Source organism: Mesorhizobium sp. LjRoot246 (genome assembly GCF_964254115.1).
GTDB lineage: Bacteria > Pseudomonadota > Alphaproteobacteria > Rhizobiales > Rhizobiaceae > Mesorhizobium.
This window is the reverse complement of the sequence record NZ_CAXUSN020000001.1, coordinates 4,506,475-4,522,393: the sequence shown is the minus strand read 5'-3', so window position 1 is coordinate 4,522,393 and position 15,919 is coordinate 4,506,475. Positions and strand designations below refer to the sequence as shown.

Sequence of the window (15,919 nt, the reverse complement as noted above, 5' to 3'; positions counted from 1 at the left end):
TGAATGATCGACGGCGGGGAGGCAATCCGGAAACTGGCGCTGAACGTCGCCCGCTACACCGGCCTTGCACCGCTGGCCAAGCCGTTCATCGGCGGCATTGGCGCCATCCTGATGTTGCACCGCGTTACCGCGACGCCCGAAAAGCCGGATAGCGTCAATCGGCATCTCAACATCGCGCCAGGCTTCCTCGATGCCGTGATCGCCGACATGAAGGCGCATGGCTATGCCTTCGTCTCCATGGACGAAGCCGTCGAGCGCATCAAGGCAGGCGGCAAGGGGGGGCAATTTGCTACCATCACCGCCGACGACGCCTATCGCGACAACATGACCGAAGCGTTGCCGGTGCTGGAGAAGCACGGCGCGCCGATCACCATCTATGTCGCACCGGGGCTGATTAACGGCACCGCCGACCTGTGGTGGGATGTGGTCGAGGACATCGTCAACGCGCGCGATACCCTGACGCTGGCGCGGCCGAATGGTCCGCTGACGATCGACTGCTCGACCCCCGCGAAGAAACTGCAGGCCAATGCACGCCTGCACGCCTATCTCACCTCCGAAGTCCGCGAGGAGGATCTGCAAGCGGTGTTGCGCGACCTGGCTCGCTCAAATGGCATCGACGCCGACGGCTCGCGCTTGCGCACATTGATGAGCTGGGACGAAATCCGCAGCATCGCAGCGCATCCGCTGGTGAGGATCGGCGCCCACACCATCAACCACAGCAATCTGAAGCGGCTTCCCGAAGCCGATGCGCGGCACGAGACCGGCGCCGTGCGCGCCATGTTGCAGGCTGAACTCGGCGACGAGCCCAGCCATTTCGCTTACCCCTATGGCTATGCCAGTGCTGTAGGCTGCCGCGAAGTCGGCTTTGCCCGCGACGCCGGCTATACGTCCGCCGTGACGACGCGCCACGGCGTGCTGCGCGCCGAACATGCCGGGTTCCTGCATGCCTTGCCGCGCATTTCAGTCAACGGCCGCTACCAGAGCCTCGCTCACATCCGCACCATGCTGTCGGGCGTGACGACGCCGCTCGCCAATGCCGGCAAGATGGTGGTCACCATCTGACGGCGGCGGTACGCTTAGCGCTTGGCCCTCGGCTCCAACATCAGCCATTTGATGATGCCCATCGCCGGCAGCACCCAGAGCAGGCCGCTGAGCAGGAAGAACAGGAAATGCACCCACGGACCCGACTCGGAGAGCTGGGCGACCGCGAAGATCGATGCGACCAGCGCATAGATGATGACCAGTGCCACCAGCAGAAACATTCCGATCAGCTTTTTCAGGCGCATGGGCATGGTTGGTCTCCTGATCGAGCATGCCGGGAATTCGCATAGGCGGCCTGGCAGGCTCAAAGTGTTGGCCCCGCATAGGCCTTGGCGCGAGGCTGTGCAACCGGTGAGGCGCGGCGCAGCAGGGCAACGAACTCGGGCTGACGGGATCCTTCGGAGCCTTCGCCGGCACGTTGGCTGACGGAGCATCAGACGAAAAACCCGCCTGTGCGGCGGGCCACCGGCGCAAATCAGCACCATGGACGAATATGTAGCATAGCTGACGGCACGGTGTCAAGAAAAAATTCCTATCTTGAAAAGCTAGCGGCACAAAAGCTGCCAACACCGCCGAACTGGCTGCCGCCGTTAACCTGAGTTCAGAGCCCTGACGCGGCGCGACGGCGTGCCGCGCCGCATGGCCTTGCCAGCACGGGTGCGATGGTCCACCAATCCGCGAAACCAACCTGCCGGGACAAGATCATGGCTGCCATATCAGCTGCCGCGCCATACGTCGCCCGCGCCCGCGACCTGCGCAACAGGGCGCTGCTGCGCGGCTGGCTCTATGTGGTGCTTCTGGTGCTGTTTGCGCTAGTGCTGGTCGGCGGCGCCACCAGGCTCACCGATTCCGGCCTGTCGATCACTGAGTGGAAGCCGATCCACGGCGTGATCCCGCCGCTCAACGATGCCGAGTGGCAAGAGGAATTTCAGCTCTACCAGCAGATCCCGCAATATGCCGAGCTCAACAAGGGCATGAGCATCGAGGCGTTCAAGTCGATCTTCTGGTGGGAATGGGCGCACCGCATCCTGGCGCGTAGCGTCGGCCTGGTCTTTGCCTTGCCGCTGCTGTTCTTCTGGGCGACGCGCCGAATCGAGTGCGGCCTGGGGCCGAAACTCCTGGGCATTCTCCTGCTCGGCGGCCTGCAGGGCGCCATCGGCTGGTGGATGGTGGCCTCGGGACTGGTCGACCGCGTCTCAGTCAGCCAGTACCGGCTGGCGACCCACCTGACACTCGCCGCGCTGATCTTCACCGCGACCATGGTGGTCGCGCGAGGATTGGCGCCGCATTCCGAACCTGCCGCCGATAGGTCGACGCAGAGGCTGGCCGGTTTCATCGTGCTGCTGGCGCTGATCCAGATCTATCTCGGCGGGCTGGTCGCCGGGCTCGACGCCGGCTTCAGCTACAACACCTGGCCGCTCATGGACGGCAAGATCATCCCAGGCGATCTGCTCATCCTCGAGCCGGCATGGCGCAACTTCTTCGAAAGCCCGAAGACAGTGCAGTTCGTGCATCGGCTCGGCGCCTATACGGTGTTCATCGTGGCCTTGTGGCACATGATCGCCACACGCCGGCGGCTGCCAGGCTCGACGCATGCTCGCCGCGCGACGCTGCTTTTTGTGACTGTGCTGGTGCAGGCCTCGATCGGCATCGGCACGCTGCTGATGCATGTGCCGCTGCACATGGCGCTGACCCATCAAGCTTTTGCTTTGATCGTGTTAGGCTTTGCATCAGCGCATTGGCGCGGCACCAAGGGCGCCTATCCCCTGCCAACGGAAATCGCGCTCAGGGGCTGATCCCAGGCCGATCGGGGTCGGATCAGAAGCTTCCCCGCACCGCCCGGATCGCCTCGGCGATCGACAATTCGCGGTTCTCCTCGACCGCGTTGTCGTCCTCATGATGCCAGGACGCCGACAGGCAACCATAGGTGATGGCATGATCGAGAATGGCCGGCGGTGTCTGGCCCAGTATCTTGGCAAAGACCGCGGCCATATGCGCGATCCGCTCCTGATCGAGGCAAAGCTCGTCCCGGTCGAGCGGGTTGTAGAACATGTTCGCGGCGTCGAAACCGGGATCGCCGAGAACGCCCTTCGGATCGATCGCCAGCCAGCCGCGCGGTCCGTGCAGGATGTTTTCGTGATGCAGGTCACCATGCAGAGGCCTGATATCGTGCGGATTGGCCAGCAACCGATCGGCGATGACGGCGGCCTCGACATAGAGGCTGTCATGGCCCGCGTCGCGGTCGGCATTCGCCTTGTTAAACAGGCTGGCGAACCGTTCTCTCAGCGGCTGAAGTTCGGGCGGGAAGTGGTCTTTCCCAGGCGAAAACAGTTTTGCCATCACATCGGCCGCGATTTCAGTGGCGGCGTCGTCGCCTTTTTCGTTGAGAACCTGCTCCAGCAGCGTTTCACCGGCATATTCGAGCAGCATGCTATGGCCGTCGCGGCCGAGCAGGCGCACCGCGCCTTCGCCGCGCCGCCAGGCGAGAAAATGCTCGCCGCGTAATTCGTCGGCGACGTCATCGAAAGGCTTGAGCGCCTTGACGATCGCGGGCGAGCCGTCTTCGCGCAAAACCTTCCAGATGCGGCTCGAAAAGGTCTCGGCAATGAGTTCGGGCGCGCTGACTTTCCAGCGCGCCGGAAATGCTGGCGTGTCCATCAGAGGCCGAGCATCAGGTCCATGTTCTGCACAGCGGCACCCGAGGCACCCTTGCCGAGATTGTCATAGACCGCCAGCAGCAGGGCCTGCGCCCGTTTGTCGTTGGCAAAGACGTAGACCTTCATCCGGTTGGTGCCGTTGTAGATTTCCGGATCGATCTCCGGCATGCGCTCCGAATGCGCATAGGGCGCCACCTCGACCACACCGCCCTTGATGGCGGCGAAATGGTCGGCAATCGCCGCATGCAGCTCCGCACCCGTCGGCACATGGTCGAGGCCGCCAAGCTGCAATGGCACAACGGTGATCATGCCTTGCGCGAAATTGCCGACCGCCGGCTGCATGATCGGATCATGCGACAGCCTGGCATAGGCCCTCAGTTCCGGCACGTGCTTGTGCTGCAAGGTGAGGCCGTAGGGCAGGAATTCCGAGGCGTCCTCGCCCTTGGCGACATAGTCCTCGATCATCGGCCGTCCGCCGCCCGAATAGCCCGAAATGCCGTTGACGGTGATCGGGAAATCGGCAGGCAACAGGCCAGCGGTGACCAGCGGCCGCAGCGTCGCGATCGGTCCCTGCGGCCAGCAGCCGGGGTTGGCGACGCGCTTTGCCGATGCAATCGTCTTTGCCTGTGCCTTGTCCATCTCGGCGAAACCATACGCCCAGCCTTCCGCCACGCGATGCGCGGTCGATGCATCGATGACCTTGGTGGTGTCGTTGGCGATCAGCGAGACGCTTTCCTTCGCCGCATCGTCGGGCAGGCACAGGATCGCGACATCGGCGGCATTGAGGAACTCTGCGCGCGCGGCCGTTTCCTTGCGGCGCGCTGCGGGAATCGAGATGATTTCCAGGTCGCCGCGCTCGGCCAACAGTGCCCGAATCTGCAGGCCGGTGGTGCCGTGTTCGCCGTCGATGAAGATTTTCGGTTTCATGGACTGATCAAATTCCCTGATATTTCAAGGCTATATGCCCTGACCTTGATTCACTGTGGCGCCGTTGTGGTTGCCGTTGTTGTTCAGCTCTTCAAGCCGTGCCTTTCGCTCCGCCAGCAGGCCGAGATACTGCATGGCCACCATCGAGCCGGCGATCGCCGTTATATCGGCGTGATCATAGGCCGGCGCAACCTCTACGACATCGGCGCCGACAATATCGACCTGGTTGAGCTGGCGCAGCGTCGACAGGATCTTCGCCGAGGACGGTCCGCCGGCAACCGGCGTGCCGGTTCCCGGCGCATAGGCCGGGTCGAGGCAGTCGATATCGAAGGTGAGATAGGTCTTCTTGCCGCCGGTGCGGTCGACGATGGCGTAGGCGATGTCGGACGCGCGCATCTCCTCGATTTCATGGCCGTAGAGGATCTTGATGCCGAACGTGTCCGGCGCATGGGTGCGGATGCCGATCTGGATCGAACGGTCGGGATCGATGATGCCTTCCTTGACGGCGCGGCCGACGAAGGACCCGTGGTCGATGCGCTTGCCGTCGTCCGGCCAGGTATCCTGATGGGCGTCGAACTGCACCAAAGCCAGCGGACCATGGATGGCGGCGTGCGCCTTGAGCAGCGGCCAGGTGACGAAATGATCGCCGCCCAGCGTCAGCAGGAAGGCGCCTGATTTCAGGATCTTCGCCGCTTCGCGCTCGATCGTGCCCGGCGTCTTCTGATGGTTGCCCGAATCGAGCAGGCAATCGCCATAGTCGACCACCGCCAGATGCTCGAACAGGTCGCGTGAAAACGGATATTGCGGGTCGTTGTCGAGGATCGCCGAGGCGCGGCGGATTGCTTGCGGCCCGAAACGGGCGCCAGGCCGGTTGGTGACGGCGGCGTCGAAGGGAATGCCCCACACCACAGCGTCCGCGCCCTTCATATCCTTGGTGTATTTGCGCCGCATGAATGACAGCGCGCCGGAATAGGTCGGCTCAAGGGCGCCGCCCGTTTTGGAACGGGCGGTGAAGGCGTGGTCGATGGTGTTGTTCGCCATTACGAATCCTCGTTTTTCATCGGGGTGCAACAACTACAGAACCGGCACGGAAGATGCCAGTCACAGCTTGGCGAGACGGAATGGCGCTGCGCGAGTGCCACGGCAAGACAGGACTTGTATCATCATGACGCAGACGGCGTTTCTCAACCCCACCCGTGCCGTGGCGTCGACCCACAGCGGCACGATCGTCGGCGAACGCTTCCTGGTCCTCGATTCGTGGCGCGGCATCTGTGCGCTCCTGGTGGCGCTGTTTCACTTCCCGACCGGCTCGACGATTTCGCAAAGCGCCTTCATCGGTTCGTCCTATCTCTTCGTCGATTTCTTCTTCGTGCTTTCCGGCTTCGTCATCGCCAGCAGCTACGGCAATCGGCTGAACCGACCGGAACAGGTCGCTCGCTTCGCCCTGGTCCGTTTCGGCCGCATCTACCCGCTGCATCTGCTCATGCTTGCCGCCTTCGCCGGCTTCGAGCTGCTGCGGCTGATGCTGCCGCAATTGCACGGCACCGGGGCTGCTCCCTTCACCGGCGGTTTCGACCTCAACAGCCTGCTTGCCAATCTTCTCCTGCTCCAGGGTGTCGGCTTCGAGGATCAATTGACCTGGAATGCGCCAAGCTGGAGCATTTCGGCCGAGTTCTTCGCCTATCTGCTGTTTGCCGGCGTGGTCTTGGTCGCCGGCGCACGCGCCTGGATATGGTTTGTCGCCGCCGCTGTTACCGCGCCGCTGTTCCTGCTCGGCTTCTCGACCCATCATATGGATGTGTCCTTCGATTTCGGCTTCATCCGCTGCCTGTACGGCTTCTCGCTCGGGGCCTTGCTGGCCTGGTTTCAGCACGATTCCATTGCAGGGGCACGACAGGCTCTCGCCAGGGGTGGTCCACGCATGGACTGGACCCTTGCGGAGATCGTCATGGTTGCCGTTATCGTGCTTTTCGTTTCGCTGGCGGGCGACAATGATTTCGGCATCGCGGCACCCCTGGTGTTCGCGCTGGCGCTGTTCCTGTTCGCGCATGAGGGCGGCTGGATCAGCGCCTTGCTCAGGGCGCCGTTCATGGTGACGCTCGGCGCGCTGTCCTATTCGATCTACATGGTCCACATCTTCGTCCAGGCGCGCATGATCAACGTCGCCGGCCTCGTCGAGCGCAAGCTCGGCCTCGGCCTGATCGGCGACATCGTGCTGCGCGGCCAGCCTGCCACCGGCTTCGGCGCCGGGTGGACGGGAACGGCGGCGATCGTCGTCATGCTCGCCGTGACCATTGTCGCTTCCTGGATCACCTGGCGCTTCGTCGAAATGCCTGCAATGGCATGGTTCCGCCGGCTTTCCAAACGCATCTGACGCATTCCGCTAGCCGGCTTCGTTCACCCAGCTGTCACGGGCGTCGCTTATCCGGGTCTCGATCCGGCAAGGAGCGATTCTCAATGCGGACCCTTTGGCTGAGCCTTCTGCTTTCCGCGACCCTGGCGGCTGCCTCTGGCCAAGCCTTGGCCGGCGAAACCCGCGCCAGACAGATTCTCGACCGCTTCGAGCATGCCAACCAATGGCGTGACCACGTCATGGTGGCCGCGCATCGCGCCGGCAGCATGCAGGCCGGCAAGACGCTCTATGCGGAAAATTCGATTGCCGCTGTCGAAGGCTCGATCGCCATGGGCGCCGAAATCGTCGAGGTCGACATAAGGCGCTCGAAGGACGGTGAGTTCGTCGTCATGCATGACAGCTGGCTTGACCGCACCACGACCTGCAGGGGCGAGGTGGTCAAGTACACGCTGGCCGAACTGAGGACCTGCCGGCTGGTGATCGAGGGTACCGGCATCGTCACCGATGAAACAGTCTCGACCCTACGCGAGATGCTGCTGGCGACCCGAGACAGGATCCTTATCAACCTCGACAACAAGCTTGATGTCGGCGACCTCTCGGGCATGATCGCGGTGGCTCGCGATCTCGGCATGGCCGAGCAGGTCATCGTCAAGGAGAACCTGTGGAATTCCACCCGGATTTCCACGGTCAGGGCCGCCATGGATACCATCGGCGGCGGCTTCCAGTTCATGCCGATCATCGCTGACGACGCGGTGCATGATGCCAATTTCGCCGGGACGGTCGACCGCGCCTTCTCGCCGCGCGCGATCGAGTTGATCAACTGGCGAGCGGGCGCCGAGACGCTGACCGAGACCGGCGGCCCGCTGTTCAGCTCACGCATGCGCGCAGCCGCGGTGAAAGGCGACTGGCACATCTGGGCCGACACCTACGCCATCGCTGGCAAGCCGGGTGGCTTCCTCGCCGGCGGCCGCGGCGACGAACTGGCGGTCGAGGCTAGCCTGCCGCGCGAAAGCTGGGGTTTCTGGGCCGATCGCGGCGCTACCATCATCCAGACCGACGAGCCGAAGGCGGCCATCGACTGGCTGGCGGCGAATGGTTTTCGCGTGCCTTATGCCGACGAGACGCGGCCGGCTGAGCCGGCGAATACGGCGAGTATCAATTAGCAACGCCGGCGCTGGCGCAGTCAACGCTGGCGCTGCACCCCACCCGGCGCGCAGCGCCGGGTGGGGTGATAGCCGAACCCTAACAGGCAGCCCGTGCCGCGCTCTTACGCCGCCATCGCCACCCCATCCAACTCCCCGAGCACATCGTCCGAAAGCACCAGTTCGGCAGCCGCGAGGTTCTCCCGCAAATGTCCGACAGATGATGTGCCGGGGATCAGCAGGATGTTGGGCGCGCGGCGCAGCAGCCAGGCGAGCGCGACCTGCATCGGTGTGGTGCCGAGGCGCGCCGCGACGCCTGACAGGGTGGAGGATTGCAGAGGGTTGAAGCCGCCGAGCGGGAAGAACGGCACATAGGCGATGCCGTCGCGGGCGAGGTCGTCGATCAGGGTGTCGTCACCGCGATGCGCCAGATTGTACTGGTTCTGCACGCAGACGATCTCGGTGATCCCACGTCCTTGCGCGATCTGCGCCGACGTCACGTTGCTCAGCCCGATATGCCTGACCAGGCCCTTCTGTTGAAGCTCGGCCAGCACGGTAAGCGGCGCTTCGATCGATCCCTCTGCTGGACCATGGGTATCGAACATGATGCGTAGATTGACCACATCAAGCACGTCAAGCCCGAGATTGCTAAGATTGTCGTGCACCGCCTGGGTCAGCGCTTCGGGAGAAAAGGCCGGCAGCCACGATCCATCCGCGCCGCGCCGGGCACCGATCTTGGTGACGATGACGAGATCGTCCTTGTAAGGCGCCAGCGCCTCGCGGATCAGCCGGTTGGTGACGTGCGGACCGTAGAAGTCGCTGGTGTCGATGTGGTCGACGCCTTGCGCAACCGCCTCGCGCAGCACGGCCAATGCCGCGTGATGGTCCCTGGGCGGCCCGAACACGCCGGGTCCGGCGAGCTGCATGGCGCCGTAGCCAAGCCGCTTCACGGTGTGGCTGCCAAGCTTGAAGGTGGCGGGGGTGAAGGTACCGGCCTGTTGAATATTGGACATGATGGATCTCCTTTGAGGAGGCAGAGATAGGCGCTGCTCAACCTCGTGATAATCAGGTACAATCCACACAGGCTGTGCGGAATGGCGAACAATGATGGACCTCAGTGATCTGAACGCCTTCGTCGCTGTGGCGCGCGCCGGCGGCTTCCGCGATGGCGCGCGTGCGAGCGGCGGCAGCGCCTCGGGCCTGAGCGAGGCGGTGCGCCGCCTTGAGGCACAGCTCGGTGTCAGGCTGTTCAACCGCACGACGCGCAGCGTCGTCCCGACCGAGGCGGGCCTCAGCCTGCTGGAGCGGCTCAGCCCGGCGCTGTCGGAGGTGGAAGCGGCGCTGGACGTTGTGAACGGTTTTCGCGACAGGCCGGCGGGCTCGCTGCGTCTCAACGTGCCGGTCAGCGCCGCCCGGCTGATATTGCCGGACATCGTGCCGGGCTTCCTCGCCGCCTATCCCGGCATTCGGCTGGAGGTGATCGCCGACGAGAATTTTGTCGACGTGCTGGCGGCCGGCTGCGACGCCGGCATCCGCTATGACGAGCGGCTGGAACAGGACATGATCGCGGTGCCGATCGGACCGCGCGTGCAGCGTTTCGCCACTGCCGCCAGCCCTGCCTACCTAGATCGCCATGGGCGGCCGCAACACCCGAGCGACTTGCTTGGTCATTCTTGCGTGCGCGGCCGCTTTGCCAGCGGCGCGATGCTGCCGTGGGAATTCGAGCGCAACGGCGAGGTCGTCCGGATCGATCCGACGGGGCCTCTGATCGTGCGCATCGGTGGGGCGACCGATCTTGCCGTCGAAGCGGCCATCGCCGGCACCGGCATCATCGGCCTGTTCGAGGGCTGGCTTCGCCCTTACTTCGAAAGCGGCATGCTTGAGCCCGTGCTCGAACCGTGGTGGCAGAGTTTTCCCGGGCCTTTCCTCTATTATCCTGGCCGGCGCCTGGTGCCGGCGCCGCTGCGGGCGTTCATCGATTTCATCAAGGCCGGCAAGCCCTGATCTGGCGCCAGGCATGAATTGCGCCGGTTCCATCACCCCACCCGGCGCTGCGCGCCGACCTCCCCATCAAGGGGAGGTAGGGCGCAGCGCCTTTCTTCTACCTCCCCTTGATGGGGAGGTCGCGCCGCAGGCGCGGGTGGGGTGACTGCCGAGCCGTAGACAACGAGCCCCCAAACAAAAAGGCCACCCGGAGGCGGCCTTTTCGATTGTCTGAAGCTGCGAAGCTGCTTAGCGCTTCGAGAACTGGAACGAACGACGGGCCTTCGCCTTGCCGTACTTCTTGCGCTCGACGACGCGGCTGTCGCGGGTCAGGAAGCCACCCTTCTTGAGCACGGCGCGCAGCGTCGGCTCGTAGTAGGTCAGCGCCTTGGAGATACCGTGACGAACGGCGCCCGCCTGGCCGGAGAGACCGCCGCCGACAACGGTCGCGACGATGTCGTACTGGCCGGCGCGGTTGGACGCGATGATCGGCTGGTTGAGGATCATCTGCAGGACCGGACGCGCGAAATAGGTCGCGAATTCCTTGTCGTTGACGATGATCTTGCCGGAACCCGGCTTCACCCAGACGCGCGCAATGGCGTTCTTGCGCTTGCCGGTGGCATAGGCGCGGCCCGACTTGTCGAGCTTCTGGACGTGGACGGGGGCTGCCGGCTGGGTATTGGTGTTGCCGGTGGCGGCGCCCAGTTCTGCGAGCGAGGAAAGCTCAGCCATCTTATGCGACCTTCTTGTTCTTGGAATTCAGCTTGGCCACGTCGAGGATCTCGGGCTGCTGGGCGACATGCGGATGCTCGGCACCTGCATAGACGCGCAGGTTCTTCATCTGGCGACGGCCGAGCGGGCCACGCGGCACCATGCGCTCAACGGCCTTCTCGACGACACGCTCAGGGAAACGGCCCTCGAGCAGCTGGCGCGCGGTGCGCTCCTTGATGCCGCCTGGGTGGCCGGTGTGCCAGTAATAGACTTTGTCGGTGAACTTCTTGCCGGTGAACACCACCTTGTCGGCATTGATGACGATGACGTTGTCGCCGTCGTCGACATGCGGGGTGAAGGTCGGCTTGTGCTTGCCGCGAAGATGATTGGCGATGACAGTGGCCAGACGACCGACGACGAGACCTTCGGCGTCGATCAGGATCCACTTCTTCACCACATCCGCAGGCTTCTGCGAAAAGGTTGTCATGTGTTTTCTGCTTTCGGTTCGGACCTTCACGAGGGAAGGCGTTTCTTGTTGCTTGGATTGGCGAAAGGCGCTTGCCCGCCGCCAATAACAAAACGGCGGCCTTTGCGGGCCGCTGCTTCGTGAGGGGCTTATAGGCGAGGGCGAAGGGGCGCGTCAAGGCTGAAGTTTCTGGAGTATTCCTAAAAGGTTATGCAAAAACAATGGGTTGTAGATGCGGTATTATAATACCGCAAGAAAGGAACGTTCCGGAGCATGGCCGGAACGCTCTTTGACCGGTCCGGTCTTCAGTTGGCTCTTTCGAGCGAGCGGCGGATCTCCGGCGCAATTTGGTCCATCGCGGCGGCAAGCCAGCCGCAGAGCTCGTCCGGCGAGGTGTCATGAATCCACACCAACCGGCTGCGTCCATTGTTCTCTGCAAAGACCTGCATGGAGGTGTTGTCGTGCGATACGTCTTCTCCTTCCCACGCCCAGACGATGCGGCGTGCCTGTTCGTCGCGGGCTATAAGCCTCTCCCGCACGACGTTGCCGTCGGCGAAGGTCATTTGCCGCAAGTCGGGCTCGATCAACCGGCAATCCACGAAAATATCTGGCGTTGTCAGTCGCGGCCCTTCGGCGAAGTTGCCGACGGTCTGCCAGACCTTCTCAGGCGATGCGTCGACTATCATTTCCCTGATAACTGATCCCACTTTGGCACCTCTCGTTTAAGAGCAGACAGGTTTGTCTACTAGACAAGTCTGTCTGTATGGCGGAAAAGGGTCGACGTCAAAGGGTATTCGATATGGTGGACCACGCTACTGACATCGGCCGGGAGAGTGCTGCGCGCAGCCGCGTACTCGATACAGCCACGAACCTGTTCTATGCCGAGGGCGTGCACGCGGTCGGCATCGACCGGATCATCGCCGAGGCAGGCGTGGCCAAGGCCACTTTCTACAAATATTTTCCGGCCAAGGATGAACTCGTCCGCGCGTACATTCAGAACCAAAGCCGGCAAGGGAGGGCGATGATCGACAAGATCAGCGAGCGATCGGCGCGGGATTCGATCCTGGCTATCTTTGATCTTGTTGCGGACGCCGCCGCCCAGCCTGGCTACCGCGGCTGCCCGTTTCTGAACGCTGCCGCCGAATATCCCGACCCAAGCCATCCGGTACGGCAGGCGATCGATGAGCATAGGCGTTGGAAGCGCGACCTGCTGCGCGGCCTGCTTGTGGCCGACGGCAGTTCGGATTCCGAAACCACCGCCGATATCCTCACCGTTGCCAGCGATGGGCTGCTCATCGCCAGTCACCTCGATAGGCCTGCAAATTTGCGTCGCCTCATTCTTGAGACGGTTCTCCAAATCTTGGGACCGCTGGCGGACAAATAGTTGGCGGCAGGAATTCGGCTAACGCTTCGGCGGGATCGAATAGGTGCCGGTGGCGTGCGCCACCGTGTGCCCGTCCGGGCCGGCAACGATGTCGATGTCGAACACCATCAGGCTCTTTCCCAGCTTCAGGATGCGGCAATGGCCGTCGATCGGTCCGGCCTCGGCCTTGCGGACGAAGTTGATGTCGAGGTTGACTGTAACAGAGAGCGCATCCGGCCCGGCATGCGACAGCACGCAGACATAGCCGCCGATGTCGGCCAGCGTGAACAGCGACGGGCCGGATACGGTGCCGCCGGGACGCAGGTGCCGCTCGCCGGCATTGAGCCGCACGGTGCAGCCACCCGGGAACACGTCGATCGCCTCGAAATATCTGAACTGCTCATTGAGCTGCGGATAGACGGTTTCCATCAGCGCATTGACTTCTAGTGCGGTCAGCACGGGCTCGAGGTTGGTCTGGGCGGGCATGTCGGTCTCTCGTTTTGTGCGCACCTGTATGAGCGCAGCGCGGCATTTCTGGCAACCTTCGTCCCTTGGTGCAAGCGATCGGTGTTGGACGAAATCCGATCCGGTATTAGATACTCTGCCAGCCCGAGCGGAATCGCGGAGACATTTCCATGGCCGAAATCCTAGCCATCAAGCCTGCTGCCGTCGACGGTCCGGTTGCCGCAAGACTGGACAAGGGCGTGCTGCGCCTGACGCTTGCCAATCCGCCCGCCAACGCCCTGTCGCTGGCGGTGATGGCGGCGCTGACGACGGAGCTCGAACGCGCCAAGGCCGACAAGGCGGTCCGCGTCATAGTGCTGTCGGCGGCCGGAAAGGTGTTCTGCGCCGGCCACGATCTCAAGGAAATGACCGCGCGACGCGCCGACGCCGATCGTGGCAAGGCCTTCTTCGCAGAGACGTTTGCGGCTTGTGCAACGCTGATGCAGGCGATCGTGCGTCATCCCTTGCCTGTCATCGCCGAGGTCGACGGCCTTGCCACCGCCGCCGGGCTGCAACTGGTCGCCAGTTGCGATCTTGCGATCGCCTCGCACGAAGCGACCTTCTGCACGCCGGGTGTCAACATCGGCCTGTTCTGCTCGACGCCGATGGTGGCGCTGTCGCGCAACGTCTCGCGCAAACATGCGATGGAGATGCTGTTGACCGGCGAGACGATCGATGCGGCGACGGCTAAGGAGTTCGGCCTGGTCAACCGTGTCGTGCCGCGCGAATATCTGAATCAGATTGTCACCAAATACGCGCAAACCATTGCTTCCAAATCATCTTTGGTGGTCAAGACCGGCAAGGAAGCCTTTTATGCGCAGGCGGAAATGGTTCTAGCCGACGCCTATGCCTATACCGGCCGGATCATGGTTGAGAACATGCTGGCACGCGACGCGGAGGAGGGCATCGGCGCCTTCATCAACAAGCGCAAGCCGGAATGGACGGACGAGTAAGGAGACGTCATGGAACCACGCATCTCCATCATCACCATCGCCACCGACGATCTCGACCGCGCGGTGCGTTTCTACGAGGCGATGGGCCTGAGGCGTCATGCCGGCATCACCGACGGTGTCGCCTTCTTCCAGATGGGCGGCGTCATTCTCGGCCTGTTCCCACGCGCCAGCGCTGAAGAGGATTCCGGCATTGCGTTCGCCACGTCACCGTCGGCTGTCTACCTCGCCTACAACACCCGCTCCGACGCTGAAGTCGACGACGTGCTCGCCAGGGCGGAAAAAGCCGGCGGCCGCATCGTCAAGCCGGCCGGCCGCGCCTTCTGGGGCGGCTGGTACGGCTATTTCGCCGACGCCGACGGACATGTCTGGGAAGTGGCGCACAATCCGGCCTTTCCGATTGCGGAAGACGGCACGATTTCGCTGCCTGATTGATGGCCTATCGCAAGCAGCTGACGCGGCTCAAGGCACCGTATCTCAAGCGCGTCCTGCTTGATCCCGCGCGGGTCGAGGATTGGGAAAAATACCCCTGGAACCTGCCGCTGTTTCGCGGCCACGAGTTCGAACTCGAATTCACCACGCCGATCACCATCATCGTCGGCGAGAACGGCACCGGAAAATCGACACTGCTCGAGGCGATCGGCGCGCTGGCCGGCTACGACGAAGCCGGCGGCGGCAAGGGCTACCGGCCGGTCGACCATTCCAGTGCGATCGACAAGAGTGGCGCTGCATTGGCAAACACATTCCGTGGCCACTGGCTGCCGAAAGTCACCGCCGGCTGGTTCTTTCGCGCCGAATCCTTCTACTCCGTGGCCCGTTATCTCGATCAGGCGGCGCTGGAAGACCCGTTCAGGCCACCGCCGCCGGACTTCCTGTCCTGGTCGCATGGCGAGGGCTTTATCCGCTTTTTCGAGGAACGTTGCCGCAGGCAAGGCATCTACATCCTCGACGAACCCGAGAGCGCGCTCTCCCCGTCGCGCCAGATCGAGCTGCTCAAGATGCTGAGGCGCATGGACCAGTCGGGCACCGCGCAAGTGATCATGGCGACGCATTCGCCGCTGCTGATGGCTTGCCCCGGCGCGCGGCTGTTCCGCATCAGCCGGTTCGGACTCGAGCCCGCCGACTTTCGTGATACGGACCACTTCCGCATGCTGCGCGATTTCAGCAATGACCCGGATGGTTTTCTCGACGAGGCGTTGTATGAAGACGAGGCATGAACCACGATAGTTACGACAACACCTACATCGCCGGCATCCTCAATTCGGTAAAAACCGTCGCCATGGTCGGCGCGTCCGCCAACGATGTGCGTCCGAGCTATTTCGTGCTGAAATATCTGCTGGCCAAAGGGTTTTCGGTGTTCCCGATCAATCCTGGCCAGGCCAGCAAGGAGATCCTCGGCCGGATGACCTATGCCAGGCTCGCCGATATTCCCGAACCGATCGACATGGTCGACATTTTTCGCGCGCCGGCGGCTGTGCCTGGCATCGTCGACGAGGCATTGCGGCTCGACCCCTTGCCGAAAGTGATCTGGATGCAGCTTGGCGTGCGCCATGACGAGGCCGCCGCGCGCGCTGAGGCTGCCGGCATCAAGGTGGTGATGAACCGCTGCCCCAAGATCGAATATGGCAAGCTGTCCGGCGAGATCGGCTGGACCGGCGTCAATTCCGGCGTGCTGTCGTCGAAAAAGCCGCTGATGCGCTCCGGATTCCAGAGTTTCGGGGTGCGGCAGAAGTAGGCGAGCGCGAAAGCGCAAAATTTTTCCGGCAAATGCCGTATTTTCCTGATGTTTGATGGAAGGTCCTGCATCGAAGGGTATTTTCTT

The 15,919-nt window shown here is 63.0% G+C and carries 19 protein-coding genes; 10 read left to right on the top strand and 9 right to left on the bottom strand.

Going from position 1 to position 15,919, the window contains the following annotated elements; translation table 11 throughout:
• Positions 1-3 precede the first annotated feature (3 nt).
• Positions 4-1,062 (top strand): polysaccharide deacetylase family protein, encoded by a 1,059-nt coding sequence (locus ACSQ3L_RS22190; protein ID WP_436161853.1) that lies wholly within the window; start codon positions 4-6, stop codon positions 1,060-1,062.
• Between the two features lie 14 nt (positions 1,063-1,076).
• Here ACSQ3L_RS22190 and ACSQ3L_RS22185 read toward each other — a convergent pair whose 3' ends face one another.
• Positions 1,077-1,292: a DUF2842 domain-containing protein gene (locus ACSQ3L_RS22185; RefSeq protein ID WP_292184936.1), complete on the bottom strand. Its 216-nt coding sequence runs from the start codon at positions 1,290-1,292 to the stop codon at positions 1,077-1,079.
• A gap of 453 nt (positions 1,293-1,745) precedes the next feature.
• On the opposite strand from ACSQ3L_RS22185, the gene ACSQ3L_RS22180 reads away from it, so the two are divergent.
• Positions 1,746-2,837 (top strand): COX15/CtaA family protein, encoded by a 1,092-nt coding sequence (locus tag ACSQ3L_RS22180; protein WP_436161852.1) that lies wholly within the window; start codon positions 1,746-1,748, stop codon positions 2,835-2,837.
• 22 nt (positions 2,838-2,859) lie between these two features.
• Here ACSQ3L_RS22180 and ACSQ3L_RS22175 read toward each other — a convergent pair whose 3' ends face one another.
• Genes ACSQ3L_RS22175 through speB form a run of 3 tightly spaced genes read right to left on the bottom strand, consistent with a single transcriptional unit; the run spans position 2,860 to position 5,666 of the window.
• Complete coding sequence (locus ACSQ3L_RS22175; RefSeq protein ID WP_436163501.1) at positions 2,860-3,702, bottom strand: aminoglycoside phosphotransferase family protein; 843 nt, start codon at positions 3,700-3,702, stop codon at positions 2,860-2,862.
• The gene (gene argC, locus ACSQ3L_RS22170) at positions 3,699-4,625 is read right to left on the bottom strand and encodes an N-acetyl-gamma-glutamyl-phosphate reductase (RefSeq protein ID WP_436161851.1); all 927 of its coding nucleotides are present in this window, start codon (positions 4,623-4,625) and stop codon (positions 3,699-3,701) included. Before argC ends, ACSQ3L_RS22175 begins: the two co-directional genes overlap by 4 nt.
• Before the next feature lie 30 nt (positions 4,626-4,655).
• Entirely contained in the window at positions 4,656-5,666 is a 1,011-nt protein-coding gene (gene speB / locus ACSQ3L_RS22165) for an agmatinase (RefSeq protein WP_436161850.1), read from the bottom strand.
• Between the two features lie 124 nt (positions 5,667-5,790).
• Here speB and ACSQ3L_RS22160 point away from each other — a divergent pair, with 124 nt between their 5' ends.
• Together ACSQ3L_RS22160 and ACSQ3L_RS22155 are read left to right on the top strand one after the other, a co-directional pair.
• Positions 5,791-6,999 carry an acyltransferase family protein gene (locus ACSQ3L_RS22160; protein ID WP_436161849.1) on the top strand — a complete coding sequence of 403 codons (1,209 nt, stop codon included), beginning with the start codon at positions 5,791-5,793 and terminating at the stop codon, positions 6,997-6,999.
• An 83-nt stretch (positions 7,000-7,082) separates the two neighbouring features.
• On the top strand, positions 7,083-8,141 hold the full coding sequence (locus ACSQ3L_RS22155; protein ID WP_436161848.1) for a glycerophosphodiester phosphodiesterase family protein: 1,059 nt from the start codon (positions 7,083-7,085) through the stop codon (positions 8,139-8,141).
• Between the two features lie 104 nt (positions 8,142-8,245).
• On the opposite strand, the gene ACSQ3L_RS22150 is transcribed toward ACSQ3L_RS22155, so the two are convergent.
• Positions 8,246-9,133, bottom strand: a complete 888-nt coding sequence (locus tag ACSQ3L_RS22150) for an aldo/keto reductase family oxidoreductase (RefSeq protein ID WP_436161847.1) — start codon at positions 9,131-9,133, stop codon at positions 8,246-8,248.
• A gap of 91 nt (positions 9,134-9,224) precedes the next feature.
• On the opposite strand from ACSQ3L_RS22150, the gene ACSQ3L_RS22145 reads away from it, so the two are divergent.
• The gene (locus ACSQ3L_RS22145) at positions 9,225-10,124 is read left to right on the top strand and encodes a LysR substrate-binding domain-containing protein (RefSeq protein ID WP_436161846.1); all 900 of its coding nucleotides are present in this window, start codon (positions 9,225-9,227) and stop codon (positions 10,122-10,124) included.
• Between the two features lie 228 nt (positions 10,125-10,352).
• Here the strand turns inward: ACSQ3L_RS22145 and rpsI are convergent, their stop codons facing one another.
• From rpsI to ACSQ3L_RS22130, 3 genes are all read right to left on the bottom strand, one after another.
• Positions 10,353-10,835, bottom strand: coding sequence for a 30S ribosomal protein S9 (rpsI, locus tag ACSQ3L_RS22140; RefSeq protein WP_023810272.1), 483 nt, complete (start codon positions 10,833-10,835; stop codon positions 10,353-10,355).
• 1 nt (position 10,836) lies between these two features.
• Complete coding sequence (rplM, locus tag ACSQ3L_RS22135) at positions 10,837-11,301, bottom strand: 50S ribosomal protein L13 (protein ID WP_436161845.1); 465 nt, start codon at positions 11,299-11,301, stop codon at positions 10,837-10,839.
• Positions 11,302-11,585: 284 nt separating this feature from the next.
• A complete protein-coding gene (locus ACSQ3L_RS22130) occupies positions 11,586-11,966 on the bottom strand; it encodes an SRPBCC family protein (RefSeq protein WP_436161844.1) in 381 nt (126 codons plus the stop codon).
• 113 nt (positions 11,967-12,079) lie between these two features.
• Between ACSQ3L_RS22130 and ACSQ3L_RS22125 the strand changes: the two genes are divergently transcribed.
• The gene (locus tag ACSQ3L_RS22125) at positions 12,080-12,664 is read left to right on the top strand and encodes a TetR/AcrR family transcriptional regulator (protein ID WP_436161843.1); all 585 of its coding nucleotides are present in this window, start codon (positions 12,080-12,082) and stop codon (positions 12,662-12,664) included.
• Positions 12,665-12,682: 18 nt separating this feature from the next.
• Here the strand turns inward: ACSQ3L_RS22125 and ACSQ3L_RS22120 are convergent, their stop codons facing one another.
• Positions 12,683-13,129, bottom strand: coding sequence for a PaaI family thioesterase (locus tag ACSQ3L_RS22120; RefSeq protein ID WP_436161842.1), 447 nt, complete (start codon positions 13,127-13,129; stop codon positions 12,683-12,685).
• A 149-nt stretch (positions 13,130-13,278) separates the two neighbouring features.
• Here ACSQ3L_RS22120 and ACSQ3L_RS22115 point away from each other — a divergent pair, with 149 nt between their 5' ends.
• From ACSQ3L_RS22115 to ACSQ3L_RS22100, 4 genes are read left to right on the top strand one after another with little or no spacing between them, the layout of a single operon-like run.
• Positions 13,279-14,100: an enoyl-CoA hydratase gene (locus tag ACSQ3L_RS22115; protein WP_436161841.1), complete on the top strand. Its 822-nt coding sequence runs from the start codon at positions 13,279-13,281 to the stop codon at positions 14,098-14,100.
• 9 nt (positions 14,101-14,109) lie between these two features.
• Positions 14,110-14,532, top strand: a complete 423-nt coding sequence (locus ACSQ3L_RS22110; protein ID WP_436161840.1) for a VOC family protein — start codon at positions 14,110-14,112, stop codon at positions 14,530-14,532.
• Complete coding sequence (locus tag ACSQ3L_RS22105) at positions 14,532-15,314, top strand: AAA family ATPase (protein WP_436161839.1); 783 nt, start codon at positions 14,532-14,534, stop codon at positions 15,312-15,314. Before ACSQ3L_RS22110 ends, ACSQ3L_RS22105 begins: the two co-directional genes overlap by 1 nt.
• A complete protein-coding gene (locus ACSQ3L_RS22100; protein ID WP_436161838.1) occupies positions 15,311-15,832 on the top strand; it encodes a CoA-binding protein in 522 nt (173 codons plus the stop codon). The genes ACSQ3L_RS22105 and ACSQ3L_RS22100 overlap by 4 nt, the downstream gene beginning before the upstream one ends.
• Positions 15,833-15,919: the final 87 nt, after the last annotated feature.